This window comes from Streptosporangium sp. NBC_01469 (genome assembly GCF_036227305.1).
Classification (GTDB): Bacteria; Actinomycetota; Actinomycetes; order Streptosporangiales; family Streptosporangiaceae; genus Streptosporangium.
On record NZ_CP109465.1, the window covers coordinates 9,914,348 to 9,933,038 of the forward strand.

21 protein-coding genes and 1 riboswitch are annotated in these 18,691 nt (G+C 69.2%); of the genes, 9 read left to right on the top strand and 12 right to left on the bottom strand.

Going from position 1 to position 18,691, the window contains the following annotated elements:
• Positions 1-8: 8 nt before the first annotated feature.
• From OG587_RS43265 to ngcE, 5 genes are all read right to left on the bottom strand, one after another.
• Entirely contained in the window at positions 9-299 is a 291-nt protein-coding gene (locus OG587_RS43265) for a 4a-hydroxytetrahydrobiopterin dehydratase (protein WP_329084663.1), read from the bottom strand.
• Positions 286-888: a hypothetical protein gene (locus OG587_RS43270; protein ID WP_329084664.1), complete on the bottom strand. Its 603-nt coding sequence runs from the start codon at positions 886-888 to the stop codon at positions 286-288. Before OG587_RS43270 ends, OG587_RS43265 begins: the two co-directional genes overlap by 14 nt.
• A 107-nt stretch (positions 889-995) precedes the next feature.
• Positions 996-1,901, bottom strand: coding sequence for a carbohydrate ABC transporter permease (locus OG587_RS43275; protein WP_329084665.1), 906 nt, complete (start codon positions 1,899-1,901; stop codon positions 996-998).
• Positions 1,901-2,812, bottom strand: coding sequence for a carbohydrate ABC transporter permease (locus OG587_RS43280; protein WP_329084666.1), 912 nt, complete (start codon positions 2,810-2,812; stop codon positions 1,901-1,903). The genes OG587_RS43275 and OG587_RS43280 overlap by 1 nt, the downstream gene beginning before the upstream one ends.
• A 6-nt stretch (positions 2,813-2,818) precedes the next feature.
• Positions 2,819-4,273, bottom strand: coding sequence for an N-acetylglucosamine/diacetylchitobiose ABC transporter substrate-binding protein (ngcE, locus tag OG587_RS43285; RefSeq protein ID WP_329084667.1), 1,455 nt, complete (start codon positions 4,271-4,273; stop codon positions 2,819-2,821).
• Positions 4,274-4,604: 331 nt separating this feature from the next.
• Between ngcE and OG587_RS43290 the strand changes: the two genes are divergently transcribed.
• From OG587_RS43290 to OG587_RS43315, 6 genes are all read left to right on the top strand, one after another.
• A complete protein-coding gene (locus tag OG587_RS43290) occupies positions 4,605-5,252 on the top strand; it encodes a class II aldolase/adducin family protein (RefSeq protein WP_329084668.1) in 648 nt (215 codons plus the stop codon).
• A 173-nt stretch (positions 5,253-5,425) separates the two neighbouring features.
• Positions 5,426-6,646, top strand: coding sequence for a DUF4032 domain-containing protein (locus OG587_RS43295; protein WP_329084669.1), 1,221 nt, complete (start codon positions 5,426-5,428; stop codon positions 6,644-6,646).
• Positions 6,647-6,790: 144 nt separating this feature from the next.
• Positions 6,791-7,171, top strand: a complete 381-nt coding sequence (locus OG587_RS43300) for a roadblock/LC7 domain-containing protein (protein ID WP_329084670.1) — start codon at positions 6,791-6,793, stop codon at positions 7,169-7,171.
• Positions 7,172-7,175: 4 nt separating this feature from the next.
• A complete protein-coding gene (locus tag OG587_RS43305) occupies positions 7,176-8,051 on the top strand; it encodes a hypothetical protein (protein ID WP_329084671.1) in 876 nt (291 codons plus the stop codon).
• 52 nt (positions 8,052-8,103) lie between these two features.
• Complete coding sequence (locus OG587_RS43310) at positions 8,104-8,490, top strand: roadblock/LC7 domain-containing protein (RefSeq protein WP_329084672.1); 387 nt, start codon at positions 8,104-8,106, stop codon at positions 8,488-8,490.
• 12 nt (positions 8,491-8,502) lie between these two features.
• Entirely contained in the window at positions 8,503-8,874 is a 372-nt protein-coding gene (locus tag OG587_RS43315; protein WP_329084673.1) for a hypothetical protein, read from the top strand.
• A 189-nt stretch (positions 8,875-9,063) separates the two neighbouring features.
• Here the strand turns inward: OG587_RS43315 and OG587_RS43320 are convergent, their stop codons facing one another.
• The 7 genes from OG587_RS43320 to OG587_RS43350 form a co-directional block, all read right to left on the bottom strand.
• Positions 9,064-9,924: an alpha/beta fold hydrolase gene (locus OG587_RS43320; protein WP_329084674.1), complete on the bottom strand. Its 861-nt coding sequence runs from the start codon at positions 9,922-9,924 to the stop codon at positions 9,064-9,066.
• A 295-nt stretch (positions 9,925-10,219) separates the two neighbouring features.
• Positions 10,220-11,035: a hypothetical protein gene (locus OG587_RS43325; RefSeq protein WP_329084675.1), complete on the bottom strand. Its 816-nt coding sequence runs from the start codon at positions 11,033-11,035 to the stop codon at positions 10,220-10,222.
• Between the two features lie 250 nt (positions 11,036-11,285).
• Positions 11,286-11,432, bottom strand: a riboswitch (cyclic di-AMP (ydaO/yuaA leader).
• A gap of 260 nt (positions 11,433-11,692) precedes the next feature.
• The gene (locus OG587_RS43330; RefSeq protein WP_329084676.1) at positions 11,693-12,439 is read right to left on the bottom strand and encodes a DUF4253 domain-containing protein; all 747 of its coding nucleotides are present in this window, start codon (positions 12,437-12,439) and stop codon (positions 11,693-11,695) included.
• A 236-nt stretch (positions 12,440-12,675) separates the two neighbouring features.
• On the bottom strand, positions 12,676-13,515 hold the full coding sequence (locus tag OG587_RS43335; RefSeq protein WP_329084677.1) for a carbohydrate ABC transporter permease: 840 nt from the start codon (positions 13,513-13,515) through the stop codon (positions 12,676-12,678).
• A complete protein-coding gene (locus OG587_RS43340) occupies positions 13,512-14,456 on the bottom strand; it encodes a carbohydrate ABC transporter permease (RefSeq protein WP_329084678.1) in 945 nt (314 codons plus the stop codon). Before OG587_RS43340 ends, OG587_RS43335 begins: the two co-directional genes overlap by 4 nt.
• A 40-nt stretch (positions 14,457-14,496) precedes the next feature.
• Complete coding sequence (locus tag OG587_RS43345; protein WP_329084679.1) at positions 14,497-14,646, bottom strand: hypothetical protein; 150 nt, start codon at positions 14,644-14,646, stop codon at positions 14,497-14,499.
• Positions 14,643-15,905 carry an extracellular solute-binding protein gene (locus OG587_RS43350; protein ID WP_329084680.1) on the bottom strand — a complete coding sequence of 421 codons (1,263 nt, stop codon included), beginning with the start codon at positions 15,903-15,905 and terminating at the stop codon, positions 14,643-14,645. Before OG587_RS43350 ends, OG587_RS43345 begins: the two co-directional genes overlap by 4 nt.
• Positions 15,906-16,075: 170 nt before the next feature.
• On the opposite strand from OG587_RS43350, the gene OG587_RS43355 reads away from it, so the two are divergent.
• The 3 genes from OG587_RS43355 to OG587_RS43365 all read left to right on the top strand — a co-directional run bounded on the left by OG587_RS43355 (position 16,076) and on the right by OG587_RS43365 (position 18,648).
• On the top strand, positions 16,076-16,861 hold the full coding sequence (locus OG587_RS43355; RefSeq protein ID WP_329084681.1) for an IclR family transcriptional regulator: 786 nt from the start codon (positions 16,076-16,078) through the stop codon (positions 16,859-16,861).
• Between the two features lie 102 nt (positions 16,862-16,963).
• Complete coding sequence (locus OG587_RS43360) at positions 16,964-17,926, top strand: sugar kinase (RefSeq protein ID WP_329084682.1); 963 nt, start codon at positions 16,964-16,966, stop codon at positions 17,924-17,926.
• A gap of 236 nt (positions 17,927-18,162) precedes the next feature.
• Positions 18,163-18,648 carry an NUDIX hydrolase gene (locus tag OG587_RS43365; protein WP_329084683.1) on the top strand — a complete coding sequence of 162 codons (486 nt, stop codon included), beginning with the start codon at positions 18,163-18,165 and terminating at the stop codon, positions 18,646-18,648.
• Positions 18,649-18,691 lie beyond the last annotated feature (43 nt).

Consider the following 18,691-nt stretch of genomic DNA (forward strand, 5'->3'; position numbering starts at 1 on the left):
GGCGCGGTTCAGGCGTTGGCCGAGGCTATCTCGTCGATGCGGGCGGCCAGGGTGAAGTCGAGCTCCGTCAGGCCGCCCGCGCTGTGCGTGCTGAGCGCCAGGTGGAGAGTGCGCCAGCGGATGTCGATGTCGGGGTGGTGGGCGAGCTTCTCGGCCTCCACCGCGATCTTGTCCACGACGCGGATCGCGGCCGGGAAGTCGGTGGCGGTGATCGTGCGGCGGATCTCGTCGCCCTCGCGCCGCCACTCGGGCAGGCCGGTCAGCCGCTCGTCCACCGCGGAGTCGTCAAGCAGTTTCATCCTCCCAGGAGATCATGTCTCCGGCGAAGACGCCAAGCCTGGGCAGGCTTCCGGCGCGCCGGGCCATGGCCATGACGCCCTGGGCCATCGCGGTGGCGTGGCTGGCCTGGTCGAGGAGGGGCTCCAGCTCGGGCAGGAGGCCGGGCAGCCGGGCGAGGCTCCACTCGTGCCAGCCCGACAGGCGGGTGCCGCCGCTGTCGGGGTCTTCGGCGCGGTAGGCGGCCAGGATCGGGCACTCCCGGTGGATGCGGAGCAGCCATCTCTCGATGTCGGCGTTGAGCGCGGCGATCCTGGAGGGGGCGGCGTACAGCCAGCCGTCGTCGCCGATGCGGTCGGACTCGCCGTCGGCGGCCGGGTAGGAGCGGACCACCGTGCCGTGCAGGAACAGACCGCTGGCCACCATCAGCTGGCGCCCCTCGCACCAGTCGAGCGCGCCGCGCAGGGGCGCCGGGACGGTGTCGACGATGACCGCGCGCTGGGAGGTGCTGGGCTGCCGGGCGAAGCGCACGTGCACCTCGGCCCACATGTAGTAACTCGCCTCCCCCGCGCCGAAGAAGGGGAAGGGGAAATCCTGGTCGAGGTGGGCCATGTGTCGGGTTCTCCGCGGAGAGGGGACAGGAGTCGTTCCGAATATGAACGACTCCTGACGACGCTCCTGGGATTACTCGCCGGAACTCTTCGTTTGACCGGATCCGGTCATTTGACGGCGCCGGAGGTCAGGCCCGACTGGATCTGCCGCTGGAAGATGATGTAGACGATCATGACCGGGATGATGGCCATGCTCAGCGCGGCGAACAGGCCCGGCCAGTCGGCCTCGTACCCGGCGCTGGTGGAGATGTTGGCGACGCCCTGGGTGATCACCCATTTGTCCTCGACGTTGCCGGTGAGCAGCACGATCGGCAGGAGATACTGGTTCCACTGGCCCAGGATGTTGAAGATCGTGATGCTGATCAGGCCCGGCCTGGCCATCGGCACCATGATCTGGAAGAACGTCCGGGTGTGCGAGCAGCCGTCCATCATCGCCGCCTCGGCCACCGAGGTGGGCAGCGTCTTGAAGAACGCCGACAGGAAGAAGACGGTGAACGGCAGCGAGTAGGCGATGTAGACCAGGATCAGGCCGAGGTGGGTGTCGAGCAGGCCGAGGTTCTTCACCACGAAGAACAGCGGGACCAGCGCGAGGAAGACCGGGAACGTCATGCCCGACACGAACAGGAAGTAGATCACCCTGTTGCCGGGGAAGGTGTAGCGCGCCAGCACGTACGCGGCCATCGAGCCCAGCAGCATGGTGCCCGCCGTGCTGCACGCCACCACGAAGATGGTGTTCAGCATGTACTGGCCGATGTGGGCCTTCTCCCAGGCCCGGCCCCAGGCGTCCCCGCCGAACGAGGCCGGCAGCGTGATGGCGTCCCCGAAGATCTCGGCGTTGGTCTTGAAGGCGGCCAGGAACGTCCAGACGATCGGGCCGATGATCAGGAGAGCCCAGACCAGCAGCGCGACGTGGGACAGCGCGCCGAAGGCCCCGAGCGGGTTCCTCTCCCGGCGCCTGACGCGCGCGGGGGCGGAGGGACGGGAGTCGGGCTTGCGAGCCGTGTCCGTGACCATCAGTACTCGATCCTCTCGCGCCGGGTCACCCGCAGGGTGAGGGCGGCGAACGTGATGGCCATGAAGAACAGCGCCACGCCCATCGCCGACGCGTAGCCGAACTTGGAGAAGTTGAACGCCGTGCGCCAGATCTCCAGCGGCAGCACCGTCGTGGAGTTGTCGGGCCCGCCCCGGTCGACCGAGAGGACCTGGACCAGGGCGAAGGCGTCGAAGGCGGCGATGCCGAGGTAGACCCAGGCGACCTGCATGGTGTCCCACAGCATCGGGAGGGTGATCCTGAAGAACAGGGTGAACCGGCCCGCGCCGTCCAGCGCGGCGGCCTCGAACACGTCCTTGGGGATGGAGGACATGCCGGCCGAGAACAGGACCACGTAGAAGCCGACGGCCTGCCAGACCATCACGCCGATGATCGACAGCAGCGCGATGTCCGGGTCGATGAGCCAGCCGACCGGGTCGATGCCGATCTTGCCCAGCAGGCTGTTGATCACACCGGTCTCGTCCGAGCGGTAGATCGTCTGGAAGAGCACGCCGACGATGGCCACGGCCAGGACCTGGGGCAGGAAGAAGATCACACGGTAGACCTTCGAGCCCCAGAGCCCGGTCATCTGGCCGCCCCGCTGCCCGCCGCTCAGGTTGAGCAGGAAGGCGAAGAACAGGGCGATCACGATCGTGACCAGCGGCATGACAAGTAGCAGAACACCGTGGTGACGCACCGCGGCCCAGAAGACCTCGTCGTCGAAGAGCCTCGTGAAGTTCTCCAGACCGATGAACCGGGGGGCCGCGGAGATGCCCTTCCAGTCGGTCAGCGAGATGTAGAAAGCCTGGATGTACGGGCTGATCACGAAGACCACGTAGAGGAGGACGGGCGCGGCGAGAAAGCCGACGATGAACGGATACTTGCCCTGCCGCATCGGGAACTACACCGTCCGGTTCTGCTTGGTGATGGAGGAGTCGGCCTTGGTCTTGTCGGCCGCCTTCTGCACCTTCTCGCAGAACTCGTCGGCGGAGATGCGGCCGAACAGGAGCGCGTTGGTCTGCCTGCGCAGCTCGGTCTCGAACTCCTTGTACCAGTTCTCGAAGTTGCTGAAGGTGACGATGTTCTGGCCGGCGGCGGTCTGCGCGGCGCTGAGGCTCGCGTTGCCGGGCGTCAACTCCAGGCCGTCGGCGGCACCGGTCACGACGGTGATGTTGCCCGACTTCTCGGTGAAGCCGCGCGCGCCCTCCTTGGAGAGCATGATGCGCAGGTACTCCAGGCCGCCCTTGGGGTTCTTGCCCTTGGCGGGGACGATGTAGGCCTCGCCGGCGGCGGCGCGGATGGCCTCGAACGGCATCTTGTCAGCCGCGGTGACGCTGGGGGTGGGCGTCAGCGCGTACTTGAAGGTCTCCGGGGTCTGGGCCTTCTGCTCGTTCTCCAACCAGGAGCCGGAGGGGTACAGGGCGACCTTGCCCTGGTTCTGCTGGAGCTGCACCTGGGTGTGCTCCTTGTCCTCGAAGGACTTGTCCATGTACTTGGCGATCTCGGCCCAGGCCGCGGCCGACTGCTTCATGGAGTCGCGCTGCCAGACACCGTCGACGAGGTTGTCGACGTCGATCAGGATCTGGTTGCCCTCGATCTTCGCGGCGGAGATGAGGATCATCCAGTACGCGTAGTAGGCGGCGTTCTTGCCCGCGTACGCGAACGGGGTGACGCCGGCCGCCTTGGCCTTCTCGGCGAAGGCCTTGAACTCGTCGAAGGTCTTCGGCGGGGTCCAGCCGTTCTTCTCGAACAGCGCGGAGTCGTACCAGAGGCCGTACGCGGAGAAGACGTAGTTCATCAGGTAGGGCTTGCCGTCGATGAGGCCGGACTCGACGGTGCCCGGCGCGACCATGTCGCGCACCTTCTTACTCGGGTCGTCGATCGAGGGGGCGTCCCACAGCTCGGTGAGCTCCAGGAGCTGACCCTCCTGCTGCAGGGCTCCGTTGTCCATCAGGTCGGTGCCGGAGTTGGCGATCATGTCGGGGACGTCGCCGCCGATGAACCTCGGCTGCAGGGTCTGCGCGATCTTCTGGGTGGCGACGTGCTTGACCTGGGCCTGCGGGAACGCCTTCTTGTACAGCGGCTCGTGGACCTCGGTCGCGTAGCTGTCGCCCAGACCACCCTTGAAGATGACGACCTCGAGCGGCGCGTCGGCGGCGACGCCGAACGGGTTCGCCGCGGAGACCGCGCCGCTCGCGGAGGGGGCCGCGGAGGCCGGGGCCGCGGGGGTCGTGCCACCGGTGGCGCAGGCGGTGAGCAGCCCGGCGCCGGGGCCGGCGATCAGAGCGGTCATGCCGATCCGGCGGAGCATCTGCCGCCGAGTGATATCTCCGGGCGTACCAGCCGATTTGGACATGTAACCCTCCTGAACGGGGGATCAATTAGGAAAGTTTCCTAAACGTTTGCCCGAAGGTACGTACCCCCGGAGTCCACCGTCAAGAGCCCGTATCCGGTCTAGACCGAGCCGTGATGTCCTCGCGACATATCTGGTAGAAACCAAACGCCAGGGAAGTGCAATCCAATGACAGAACGGCACATAGTAGCCGATATTTCCCTGCAAACCATTGACTGACGGTCCACAAAGAGGTAAAGGAACCATGCTCGCCGGCCATCAATGAGCAACAACCGGTCTAGACCAGATAATGAGGGTTTGCCGCCCGGTACCGCAACCCCCTACTTTTGAGGACATGTTGCTGGCCGAGCAGCGCCGCCTGCTGTGTGAGTACGGCCACCGGGCCGCCACGACCGGACTGGTCGTCGGGACCGCGGGAAATCTCAGCGTGCGCGCGGGCGATCTGGTCGCCGTGACGCCCGGCGGCGTCGCCCTGGACCGGCTGGAGCCGGAGGCCTGCCCGGTCGTCGACATCGAGGGACACCTCGTCGAGGGCGACCTGCGACCCTCGTCGGAGACCCCCATGCACCTGGCGGTCTATACGACCACCGGCGCCGGCGCCGTCGTGCACACCCACTCCGTCTTCGGCACCGTGGTCGCCACGACGATGAGCGAGCTGCCGCCGATCCACTACAACGTCCTGCTGCTCGGCGGGACCGTCAGGGTCGCCGAGTACGCCACCTACGGCACCCCCGAGCTCGCCGCCTCCGTCAGGGCCGCGCTCAAGGACAGGCGTGCCGCGCTGCTGGCCAACCACGGCGGGGTCACGATCGGCGACGACCTGGACGGGGCCTTCGAGGCGACCCGGCTGCTGGAGTGGCTCTGCGAGGTCTACGTCCGGGCCAGGAGCGTCGGCGAGCCCCGGGTGCTCACCGAGGAGCAGCTCGCCGCGGTGGTCCGGCGCGCCCTCGACCCGCCCGCCTTCCCCCATCGCGAGGACTGACCCCCGATCACCGATGATCTCCGGCACCGCCTCGCCGTGAGAACCGACCCCGCGAACGTCCACCCGCCCTGACCTTTCCCACCCCCGACCGCCTCGCCGCGGGAACCGGCCGCGGCGCGACCATCCGCCCGTCCGGCACACCACCGGACTCCCCGTCGCGAGGACTTGACCCCATGCCCCTCCAGCTCACCGGCACGCCGAGCGATCCGGACCTCATCCGCCTGCCCTGGGACGTCCCGCTGGAGCAGTGGCCCGAGCACCGCCTGGTCTCCCTGCCCCGCGGCATCTCCCGGCACGTGGTGCGCTTCGCCCGCCTGTCGGGCAAGGTGTACGCGATCAAGGAGATCAGCGAGTACTACGCCAAGCGCGAGTATCGCCTGCTGTGGGACCTGAGCCGGATGGACACCCCGTCCGTCGAGCCGGTGGCCGTGGTCACCGGGCGGACCGGCGCGGACGGCGAGCCGCTCGACTCGGCGCTCATCACCCAGCACCTGCAGTTCTCCCTGCCCTACCGCGCGGTCATGTCGGGGACGGTCCGGCCCGAGACGCTCAACCGGCTGCTCGACGCCCTGGCCGTGCTGCTCGTACGGCTGCACCTCAGCGGCTTCTACTGGGGCGACTGCTCGCTGTCGAACGTCCTGTTCCGCCGGGACGCGGGCTCCTTCGCCGCCTACCTCGTCGACGCCGAGACCGGCGAGCTGCACCCCATGATCAGCGAGGGCCAGCGGCTGTACGACATCGAGGTGGCACACACCAACATCTTCGGCGAGATGCTCGACCTGGAGGCGGGCGGGCTGCTGCACGCCTCCATCGACCCCGAGCAGGTCGCCGACTCGGTCTGCCGGCGCTACCACCGGCTCTGGAGCGAACTCACCTCCGACGACATCATCGACGAGGTCGACTGGCACATGATCGACCAGCGGATCCGCCGGCTGAACTCCCTGGGGTTCGACGTCGCCGAGATGATGGTCCGCCGCAAGGCGGGCACCGGGCGGCTCATCGTCCGGCCCAAGGTCGTGGACGCCGGGCACCACCAGCGCAGGCTGCTGCGGCTGACCGGCCTGGACGTGGAGGAGAACCAGGCCAGGCGGCTCCTCAACGACCTCGACTCCTTCCGCGTGTCGCACGGCCTCCGCCACGAGGACGAGGCGATCGTGGCCCACCGCTGGCTGGCCGAGGTCTTCCAGCCCACGGTGCAGGCCGTGCCCCCGGAGATGCGCGGCAAGCTGGAGCCCGCCCAGTTCTTCCACGAGGTGCTCGACCACCGCTGGTACATGTCGGAGGAGGCCGGGAACGACGTCGGCCTGCCCGCCGCGGTGAATTCCTACGTGAAGAACATTCTTATTTTCAAGCCGGACGAAAAGGCACTCATCACCGATGACCTAACCGGTTGATTTCCACTCGGGATGGATAACTTCCCACCCGGATGGTGAATCCTATGTCTTCTCCTATCAAATCCCTAGCCAGGGACGGTGGTCTCCGGGGAATTTCCCTACGCTGACCGGGCGACGCTCGAAGTCGCCGGCGAGGGAGAGTACGTGCTCGGAATCGAAGACTGCCTCACCGAGGTGATGTCCATCCCCGGCGCCCTGGACGCGATCCTCATCGATCAGACCAGCGGAACCGCCGTGGCCACCGGTGGCGCGAGCCGCCACGCCGACGTGGAGAGGTCGGCCGCGGGGCTGAGCGAGACCCTGCGCGCGACGCTCGACGGGCTCGCCGCCACCTCGCCCGGCGGTACGGTCCGGATCAACGACATGATCATAACCACGGACGGCGGACACCATTTACTGAGGCCGCTGGAAACGCTTTTCGACGGCCCACTGGTCATTTACGTCAGGCTCGATCTCGAACGCTCGAACCTGGCGCTGGCCCGCCACCGTCTCCAGGCCCTTTCCGGCCGTCTGATATCAACGTGAAATCATGCCGAGCGTCGAGAACATCCTCAGCGGGCTCGCCGGCGACCACGCCACCGGCTCCCTGCGGCTCGGCAGGGCGGGGGTCATCTACCTCACCGACGGCCGCGTGACCTACGCCGAGAGCGCGTCCGCCCCCCGGCTGGAGGATCTTCTGGGCGCCTGCCGCGGGATATCCGCCCACGCCGTACGGCGGACCAGGCAGGCCGCCACCCGCCGGCGGCCGGACCCGGGGACCCCACAGCCGACGGGTGGCGAGCGGCTGATCGCCCAGGGCCTGCTCACCAGGGGCGAGCTGGAGTTCTGCGTGCTGAGCACGGTGCTCGACGCCGCGTACTTCCTGCTGCAGGCCACCGGGCACCGGCCCAGGTTCCGGCGGGGAGAGCGGCACTGGCTCGGACCGCAGTGGTACTTCGACGCGACCGGCCTGCTCCGGGAGTGCGAGCGGAGGAAGGCACAGTTGGAACAGACCTGGCCGTCCGCGGAGCTGGACACGCTCCCGGTCGTTCCGCTGGGGCGCATCAGCGCCCAGCGGGTGGTGCTGAGCGCGCTCCAGTGGGAGGTGCTGGTCGGCGCCGACTCCACGGCGACCCCGGCCGACCTGGCGCGCAAGCTGGGCCGTCCCGCGTACTCGGTGCTGCTCGCCGTACGACAGCTCGCCTCGTCCGGGCTGCTCCGTCTCCCGGAGCACGGTCCGGCCGACGCTCCCGAGGCCCCCGCCGCGCCGGACCCGCTGCCCAGGCGGACGAGGGGGGCCACGGAGATCCCGGCGGCCGGGACGGGCTCTCCGGAGACGTCGGAGTGGCTCCCCAGGGCGAACGGGGACCCGGCCGACGTCAACCTGCTCATCCGGCTCAGGAACGCATTGGAGGCAATGACTTGAGCCCGGTCACATGCCGATAAGGCTGCGGACGCTGAAGCTGATCGGAAGGAGGATGCCGGTGGAACTGCGTGAGGAGATACGCCGCGAGATGGCGGTGCTGCGAGAACGCGTACCCGACGTGAACGGGAGCATCGCGTGCAGCGTCGACGGTCTGACGATAGCGAGCGACCTGGAGAGCGACACCGAGCAGACCGGCGCGCTGTCCTCCGCGGTGCTGGCCCTGAGCCGCCGGATGACGAGCATGGCCGGCAAGGGCACCTTCGAGGAGACGCTGATCTCCGGCACCAACGGCTACGCGGCGTTCTACGCCGCCGGACCCAAGATCGTTCTCACAGTCCTGGCGCGCCCGGGGACCAACCTCGGGCTGCTCCGGCTGGAGGGCCGCAAGACGGCGGCCAGGCTGGCCGCCGTCAGCTCGCGCACATCGATATCCCAGTGATCGGAGACAGTAATGGGCAACATGGACATCTCGCTCAAGGAGATGATGACGATCGACGGTGCCATCGGCGCGGTCGTCGTCGACTACAACAGCGGGATGGCGCTGGGCGCGCTCGGCGGGTCCAAGGACCTCGACCTCCAGATCGCGGCCGCGGGTAACACCGAGGTCGTCAAGGCCAAGATGCGGACCATGGAGTCGCTCGGCCTCAAGGACGGCATCGAGGACATCCTCATCACGCTCGGCACGCAGTACCACGTGATCCGCCCGATCTCGGGCCGGAGCGGCAAAGGGCTCTTCCTCTACCTGGCTCTCGACCGGAACCGGGCCAACCTCGCGCTCGCGCGGCACACCCTGCGCGGCATCGAGGAGAAGCTCGAAGTCTGATCCTCCGGTGCGGCCCGCGCCCCGGGAGGCGCGGACCGCACCGGGGCCCACCCGAGGAGACCGGTGACGGGCGTACCGGAGCCCACCGTGCGGAGCGGTGGGGGCGTACCTGAGCCCACCGCCCTGACGAGACGGTGACGAACGTGCCGGACACCGTACGGAGAAAGCCGGTGACGGGCGTGCCGGAGGTCACCGTCCCGAGTCCGCGAAGGTGGTGAGTTCGTCGATCGCGTCGACGAAGGAGGGCCAGAGCTCGGCGGGCAGGTCGTGGCCCATGCCGGGGAAGGTGATCAGCCGGGCGCCGGGGATCGCGTCGGCCGTGGCGATTCCGGCGGGCAGCGGGACGAGCGGGTCGTCCTCCCCGTGCAGCACGAGAGCCGGAATCGCGAGCTCCTTGAGCCGGGGCGCACGGTCACCGGAGGCCATGATCGCGGCCACCTGCCTGGCCGTGCCCGCCGGGTCGTACGACCGGTCGTAGCCCAGCCCGGCGATCTCGGCGTTCCACTCCCGGTCGAACGGGTAGCCGGGCGAGCCGACGACGGCGCAGTTGTCGAGGGCCCGCCGGATCGCGCTCTCGCGGTCGGGCGTGAAGGCCGGCATGAGCACGTCCGGGTCGGTCAGCAGGGCGGCCTGCGGGCTCGGCGTGGACATGATCGAGGTGAGACTGCGCATCCGGTGCGGGTGGCGGATCGCGAGTGACTGCGCGATCATCCCGCCCATCGAGAGGCCGACCACGTGGGCCGTGTCCCAGCCGAGCGCGTCGAGCAGCCCGGCGGCGTCGTCGGCCATGTCGTCCAGCAGGTAGGGGACCTCCCCGCTCCCGTCCAGGGCGGGCGTCCCCGCCTCGGCGAGGTGGGTGCTCTCGCCGCTGTCGCGGTTGTCGAAGCGCACCGCGTGGTAGCCGCGGTCCGCGAGCAGCTCGCAGAACCTGTCGTCCCACTGGATCATCTGGCAGCCGAGGCCCGTGATCAGCAGGAGGGGGCGAGCCTCCGGAGAGCCGAAGGTCTCGTAGGCGATCTCGATGCCGTTCGCCGGGGCTCGCAGAGTCATGGCACTCCTACCGTCCGTACTGGTTGTGCGGGACAGAATGCCATTCGGGGGGAAACGCGACACCGGCGGGGTGGTCCCCACCGGTGTCCCAGGATCGCCCCCGCGCGAGCGGGCCGCGGCCCCCCGTCAGGCCCCGCCCCGGCCTTCGCGAGCGCGCGTGAGCGGATCGGTCGTTTCTCGGACGGCCCCCGCGCGAGCCGGTCCTTCCGGATCGGCCCGCTCGCGTGAACGGGGTCGGCATCCGCCCGCTCGCGTGAACGGGGTCGGCATCGGCCCGGTTCTCGCGCGAGCGGGGTCAGTTCTTCCCGACGCCGGGCCCGGCGGCCGTGCCGGTCGGGACGTGCGCGGAGACGGGCTCGACCATGACCTTGGGCTTGCCGATCCACGGCCGCGCCTCGGCGCTCACCAGCTGGGTCTTCAGGCCTATCCCCAGTTGCCTCGCCATGGCGAAGACGGTCGCCGGCGGCCTGGCCGGGCTGGTGTCCTTGCGGCCCCAGGCACCGGTGGAGAACGCCACGGGGTGGTTCTTGATCCCCGTGCCGTCGCCCCACTTGGTGACCACGTACTGGATGTCGATGTGGCCCATGCCACCGTTGCCGTCCACGCCGAGCGTGCCGGCGTTGAACGTGCCGCCGGTCAGGTCGGCGAAGGTCTTGGCGTCGATGTCGACCATGATGCCCTGGTTCGAGGGGTTACCCGGGCCGCGGTCGCCGACGAAGAACCTGGCCTTCTTGCCCTTGTAGAGGATGTAGCCCTCGGTGAGCAGGGGCCAGCTCGGGCTGGCGATCATGCCCTTCTGCATCGGCCTGCCACTGGCGGGCAGTCCGGTGTCACCGGCCCGGCCGGAGGAGTCGTCCCAGAAGTAGGAGGCCGTGGTCGCACCCTGGAGGAGGACGGCCTCGGCACCGGCCGGCGCACCGACCGCGGGGTCGGCGGCGAGGCGGGTGGGGGCCGCCAAGGCGTGGGCCGGAAGCGCCGAGGCGACGCCGACGGAGGCGAGGACGCTCGCACCGACGAGGGTGGCGGCGGCGAAGCCGCGCTTGAGGGGGGCGTTGTTACGCGGGAGGTACTTGCTCAGGCTTTTCTTGTGCAGACCAAAGAAGGGGTGCATGGAGAAGTGGCTCTTTCGCGAGGGAACGGGGCGGCCAGGTGCGAACACCGAAGGGGTGCACCGGCGGGGACGCGCTCGTCGGAAAAGGGGGCGTAGCCGGATCAACCAATCGCTACGCGGAGCACGGTCCTGAAGATGCCGCGATCAGACGCGGCGGCGAGGTCGGGGGGACGGGGGTGGGGGTGAAAGTTCAGGTGGTCGGCGCGGACAGGGGGTGCACCGACGTGGTGACGCGGTGATCCATGAGGGGATCTCCTCTCCATCTCGTCTACCGGGTTAGCTGACGGGTTCGGGCGGTGGAGTTGCCCTACCGCTGCGCGCTCGCGGCGGATTCACCCCGGAAAACTGGTTCCCCGGCTCCGGAGCCCAGTGGGCCCTCGGGATTCGACGTCGGCCGGCCGCTCCCTCTTGTGAAGGGCAGGTCGCCAACCGATAACAGTGGACACTACCTCCCAAAACGGACAAAGCAAAGCAAACGCCATGAAAACCCCAGAAGATCTACCTGCAAGCTTCAAGAAAGCCTCATCGATCACCCCGCCAGGCCAACACCCGCCCTACCAGCACGAATGTCGCCCCGATCGTGGAATCCACCCCGGGGCACCCATGCCCGGAGACCCACGCGAGGGAGTCCGCACCCCGCGGGTCAACCCGGGCCGGTCAGTCCCACCAGAACGACCAGGCGTTCCTGCCCTTGATCTGCTCGGCGTAGTCGATGAGGCTCCCCGCCCCCTGGATGATGCTGTCGGGGCAGAACGTCCAGTGCTCGGCGGCGACGTGCAAGGCGTGCTCGGAGGTCGTCGGGGGCGCGGCGACGCTGAGGTCGAGGGTGTTGAAGCCCATGCCGACCACCCGCACCCCGAACCTGTCCTCCCAGCTCCGCACGACGGCCGCGAGCGGGACCATCCACTCGTTGTGGTTCAGGGCGCCCTGCCAGCCCATGACGGCGAGCGCGTCGGCCCCGCGCTCGACCGCGACGAGCCCGAGCGGGGTCCTGCGCTCGGCCACCAGCCCGGCGTACCAGTCGGCGACCACGCCGGGATCGGCGGCGAGCCTTCCCGACGGGGCCGGGCCGGGACACTCGGGCCCGAAGGGGTCGAGCAGTTCGAGCTGGTCGAGATTGGCCTTGGCGATCCAGTCGGACCACACCTCGGCCATGAACGCGGCGGCGTGGTAGTTGTCGATCTGGCTCGCGGTGTCCGGGGCGATCTGGCCGGCCGACCAGGGCTGGACGGAGTCCTCCAGCAGGACCGGCCACAGGCCCGACTGCCCGTGCTGGGCCCTCAACCGGGCCCAGTACTCGCCGGAGACCGCCACCTCGCTGAGCCAGAACGCCGGACGGCGACGGACCGCGAGCTGAGCGTAACCGGGGTCGGGCCAGACCACGTCCCCCGGTGGCAGCTCCACCGAGAGCCTCCGGCCCTCACCTCCGCCGGCCCCCTCGCTCCCGTCGGCTCCATCGGCTCCGTCGGCGAACAGCTGACCCAGAACTGGCGGAAGTTGCCCACGCTCGCAATCGCTCATCTCTACCGATCCGATCCTGACCACGGACCAATTTTGGCCTGTCAACCATCCCGAGGGACAGTTCTGCCCTGGTCCAGGCAAAAATTATCGGTACAGGGAGGAACGGAGCCGGGCGGGTGTCAGTCCTTCACCGCCCCGCCCAGGCCGGCGACCAGCCTGCGCTGGACGGCCACGAAGAAGATCAGCACGGGAACGGTCATCAGCGTCGAGGCCGCCATGATGCCGCCCCAGTCGTTCTCGTCGGGCTTGAAGAAGACCAGCAGGGCCGCGGGCAGCGTCTGGTTGTCCCTGGCCGAGATGATGAAGGTCCTGGCGAAGATGAAGTCGTTCCAGGCGGTGATGAACGAGAAGACGCTCGTGGCGACCAGTCCCGACGCGACGAGGGGGAAGATGATCCGCCACAGGATCACCGGCCGGCTCGCACCGTCGATCATCGCGGCCTCCTCCAGCGTCTCGGGCACCGCGGCCACGAACCCCCTCATCATCCAGATGGCGAACGGCAGCGAGAACGCCAGATGAACCAAGACGAGCGAGCCCAGGGTGTTGAGCCCCACCCCGGGAACCACCGCGCCGAGGTCGCGGACGAGGAAGAACAGCGGGATGGTGAGCGCCTCCACCGGCACCATCTGCGCCGCCAGGAACATGATCAGCACGGTCGTACGGAACCGGAAGTGGAACCGGGTCACCGCGACCGCGGCGAGGAAGGCCACCAGCGCGGACAGGACGACGACCGTCAGGGCGACGCCCAGGCTGTTGAGGAGGTAGCGGCCGAAGTTCTCGCCGCCGAGCACCCGCTGGAAATGGCCGAGGGTCGGCGCCAGGGTCCACGGGCGCACCTCCAGCGACTGGATCTCCCCGGTGGGCTTGAGCGCCGAGAGCACCATCCAGTAGATCGGGAAGAGGGTGACGAACGCGGCGACCAGCGCCACGACGTTGGCGGCCAGGCGGGATCTGCTCACAACCTCTCCCCCGTACGGTAGAGGGCGCGGATGTAGAAGAGGGTGACCGCGAGCAGGATCAGGGTCATCACGACGCCGATCGCCGCGCCGAGCCCGTACTCCGAGGAGCCGAACGCCGTCTGGTACGCGTAGACGTTGAGCACCGAGTTCTGCCCCGCTATCCCGCCGCCGTTGGTCATCACGTAGATCTGCGTGAAGATCTTGAAGTCCCAGATGATCGACTGGATGACCACGATCGTGATCAGCGGCCGCAGCATCGGCACGATGATCCGCCAGAACGAGCTCCACGCGGAGGCGCCGTCCAGGGAGGCCGCCTCCAGGACGGAGACCGGGACGGCCTGGATCCCGGCGTAGAGGGTCACCATGACGAACGGGAAGGAGTGCCAGACCACCGTGGCGCCGACGATCCCGAAGGTCACCCATTTGTCGTAGAACCAGTTGTAGCCCTCGATGCCGAGGACCTGGTTGACCAGGCCCAGGTCGGCGTCGAAGAGGAACATCCAGACCGTCGAGCCGGTCATGGCGGGCGCGGCCCAGGCGGCCATCGCCGCCAGCGACAGCAGCAGCCGGGGCACCCGGCCCGCCCTGGTGAGCACGACGGCCAGGGTCGCGCCGACGGCCAGGGTCGCGACCACCAGGGCCGCGGCGAACACCACGGTCTGCGCCAGCACCGACCAGAAGCGCTGGTCGCCCAGGAGCGTCGCGTAGTTCTCGAAGCCGATGAACCTCGTCGGCTCTCCCCCGCTGACCTGGGCCTGGCGGTAGTCGAACACCGACAGCAGGCCGAGCATGTAGATCGGGTAGCCGAAGAGCGGCAGCAGCACGGCCGCGGAGGGCAGCAGATAGAGCCACGGCCTGAGCCCGCGCCCCGGGCGCGGCGCCGCCCGGCGGGCCCCGGCCTCGGGGCCCGCCGCCGTGCCGGCGGTAGCGGTGGTGGTCATGACCGCGTCTCCGGGCCCGGCGGGATCACCACGTTGGTGATCATGTTTCCGGGCCCGCCGGGACCGTGGCGGCGCCCGTCATGACCATAACCATGGCGGTCTCGGTCATGACCGGGACCGTGGCGGCGCCGGTCATAGCCAGAACCATGGCGGCGCCGGTCACGACCGGGACCGTGGTGGCACTGCTCATGACCGGCCGAACGCCGCCTTCACCGCCGTGGCGGCCTCCTCGGTCGCCTGCTCGACGGTGGACTGCCCGGTGGCGATCTTCTGCAGCATGGTCGGGATGACCTTCTGGTTGTCGATCTTCACCCAGGCCGGGTCGATCGGCACGAAGCGGGTGCCCGCCGCGACGGTCTCCAGGAACGGCTTGATGAAGGGGTCCGAGGCCGCGATCTCGTCCCGCGCGGAGGTCAGCGTGGGCAGGTTGCCCATGGCCTCGTACATCTTGGTCTGGTACGCCTTGCCGCCCAGCAGCTGCAGGAACTTGAACGCCAGCGAGCGGTGCCCGCTGTTCTTCATGACGCCGAGGTTGTTGCCGCCGGAGAAGGCCGGGGCGATCGAGCCCTCCTCGGTGCCCGGCAGCGGTACGACGGCGTACTTGCCCGCGGCGGCCCCCGCGTCCACCGCGGACCTGCTGAAGTTGCCCAGGATGCCCATCGCGGCCTTGCCACTGGCGAACAGCTCGACGGTCTTGCCACCGGTGAGGCTCGCGCACGCCTGCGGCGGGCAGTTGTCGTCGGCGAGCAGGTCGGTGTAGGCCTTCACTCCCTTGCGGGAGGCCGCGCTGTCGAGGCTCTCGACGTCACCCCCGGCGTCCCAGACGAAGGGGAGCGCGCCGAAGGTGTACTCGCCGCCGACGGCGACGCCGTACAGGTCGGGCTTCTCCTTGCGGATCGCGCGAGCGGCCTCGGTCAGGGCCTTGACCGTCGTGGGCGGCTTGAGGTCGAGTTCCTCGAAGACGTCGGTGCGGTAGTAGAGGGCCCGGATGCCGATGTACCACGGCAGGCCGTAGACCTTGCCGTCCACGGTCGCGGACCCGAGCAGGTCGGTGCCGACGTCCTTGGCGTCCGGCCAGCTCGCGAAGTCGGCGCTCAGGTCGGCGAAACCGCCCGCGGCGGCGTACTCGGCCAGGTCGGTGTTGCCGTACTCGGCGACGTCGGGAGCGCTGGCCGGGTCGTTGAAGGCGCCCTTGAATCTCTCGTGTCTCGCGGGTGTCGTCGGGATGTAGGTGACCTCGACCTTCACCCCCGCGTTGGCCGCGGTGAACTCCTTGATCGCCTCCCCCACGACCTTCTCCTTGGGAGCGCGGTTGGGCTCGTCGAAGAGCCAGACCCTCAGGGTCCCGGACTTCTCGTCGCCACCACCCGTGGCCGGGGCGGTGGACGGCGCGCACGCGGCGAGGGCCAGCAGGGCCACACCCGCCACGGCCACGTTCAGGATCTTCAAAAGCGTCTCCTCCCGTTGGCGGCAGACCTTAGGAAGCCTCGCCCGCCACGGGAAGTAGGGCGCCGATTTGTTGTGCAGTGCAGAACGTTGTGCTGCAAAGTGGCCGTAGGGCGGTGTACTCGCCTACCTTGACCAGGTATTCGATTGCCGGATCACAATGGGAAGCCGCGATGAGTGAGCCCGCTCCGGAACGCAACCAGTCGGCCTCGCTCCGGCGTGCCCTCGCCGTCCTCGCGCACGTACGCGACCACGCGGGCGCGGGCCACGGCCTGTCGCTCACCCGGCTCGCCGAGGCGCTCGGCCTGTCCAAGAGCACGGTGCTCCGGCTGGCCGCCCCGCTCATCGAGGCCAGGCTCCTGGAGCGCGACCGCAGGAGCGGCGCCTACCGGCTGGGCAGCGGCGCCCTCCACCTCGGGCAGGCCTACCTGGCCACACTCGACCTGCGGACGGTGGCCGCCGAGGAGTCGCACCGGCTGATGACAGAGGCCAGGGAGACCGTCCACCTCGTGGTCTACGACCCGCCCGACGTGGTCTACATCGACAAGGTCGAGAACGAGACCAACGTGCGCATGGCCTCGCGCATCGGCAGCCGCACCCCCGTCTACCGCACCGCCGTGGGCAAGGCGATCCTCGCCTGGCAGCCGGAGGAGGCCGTCGAGGAGATCGTGGCCGCCGGGATGCCGCACGTCACCCGGTACACCATCACCGACGCCGCGCGCCTGCGCGCCGAGCTGGGCCGGATCCGGCAGCGGGGCTACTCGGTCGACGACCGGGAGAACGAGCCCGAGGTGCGCTGCGTCGCGGCGCCGATCTTCAACCACAACGACGTCGCCACCTCGGCGATCTCCATCTCCGGCCTCACCTCCCGGATCACCGCCACGCGGGTACGAGACCTGGGCCCCCTGGTGGCCGAGACGGCCCTGCGCATCTCCAGGAAGCTCGGGTCGACCCGATGACCGAAGAGGCCGGGCACATCCGGCGGCTCCGCGAGCCCGTCACGACACCCGGCGAAACCAGGCACGCCCCGCCCTCCCTGACTCCCAAAGGAACCGTTCTCCATGACTGATCTGGTAACGCTCGGTGAGAGCATGGCGCTGTTCACCGCGCGGCGCACCGGCCCGCTCAGGCACGCCCGCGACTTCGGGCTCGGCGTGGGCGGTGCGGAGTCGAACGTGGCCATCGGCGTCTCCCGCCTCGGCGGGCGCGCGGCCTGGATCGGCAGGGTGGGCGCCGACGAGTTCGGGGAGCTGCTGCGCTCGACGCTGGCCGGTGAGGGCGTCGACGTGCGGGGGATGCGGGTCGACCCCGAGGCGCCCACCGGTCTGATGATCAAGAGCAGGCGCACGGCCGAGATGGTCGACGTGCGCTACTACCGCTCGGCGAGCGCCGGATCCCGGCTGCGCCCCTCCGACCTGGACGTCTCGCTGATCCGCTCGGCACGCGTGCTGCACGTCACGGGCATCACGCTCGCGCTGTCGGCGTCCGCCGCCGAGGCGGTGCGGGTCGCGATCGCCGAGGCCCGCGCCGCGGGCGTGACCGTCTCGATGGACATCAACTACCGCCGCGCCCTGTGGACGCCCGCCGAGGCGTCCGCCGCGCTGCGGGAGACCGTCGCCTCGGTGGACGTCCTGTTCGCGACCGAGGCCGAGGCCCGGCTGGTCGTCCAGGGCGACGACCCGCTCACCCTGGCCGGAGCCCTGTCGGCCCTCGGCCCGCGCCACGTCCTCATCAAGCGCGGCGCCCTCGGCGCGATCGAGCTCTCCGACGGCGCCGTACGGCACGCGGAGCCGTACCGGGTCGTCGAGCTCGACCCGGTGGGCGCCGGGGACGCCTTCGCCGCGGGCTGGATCGCCGAGACCCTCGCGGGGGCGACCTCCGAGCGGCGCCTCGCCACGGCCTGCGCCGCCGGCGCCTTCGCCGTCACCGCCGACGGCGACTGGGAGAGCCTGCCCCGCCGCGCCGACCTCGACCTCCTGCGCCCGGCCAACGCGATCGACACGGTCGACGCGGTCAGCCGCTGACCCCGGCGAGCCGTCCGGAGCCGCACGAACGGTTCGGGTGTGATGGACAGCGGGGGCCGATCCCGTCCGGGCGCTCCGCCGCGGAAGAGCTCCGACCGTTGCTGAAACCCTCGACAAGAAGTCAGGAGAAAACGCAGCTCAGCACCGATGGTAGCTTTTCACCACGCACAGTTTGAAGTCCGGTATGCCGGGCAGCGAGCGGACATGGTGCGATCGGGAGCGGGCGTGACGAAGCGTTGAACCAGCTGTCTTTTTCCTCGGAGGCACAGCACGACCGGGCGGTGGTGTGCGCGGTGACCTTCCACGAGGACAGGCTCCTGTTCCTGCGCCGGAGCTTGTCCGAGAAGTTCCTTCCGGGCAACTGGACACTGCCGGCGGGAAAGGTCGAGCACGGCGAGAAGCTGGAGACGGCGGTGCTCCGCGAGTTGTACGAGGAGACCGGTATCCAGGGGCGGCTGCACGGGATGATCGGCGAAAGCCGGTTCGCCAGCTCCTACAAGGGCAGCGACCACCGGTGGAGGCAGTTCAACTATCTGGTCACCACCGACGACGCGACCGTGCGCCTGCTCGACGGCTCCAACATCGACCATCTCTGGGTCCGGATGGACGACCTTGAGCACCCTCCGGTCATCGTCGACGACTTCATCCGCAGGGTGATCGACCAGGCCGTCATCGCCGGGCGGGAATGGCTCGGAACGGAACGCCGAGAACTCGTCAGGTGAGGGCGTACGAAAAAGGGCGGGAAGCCGGGGTGCCCGGTGTGGG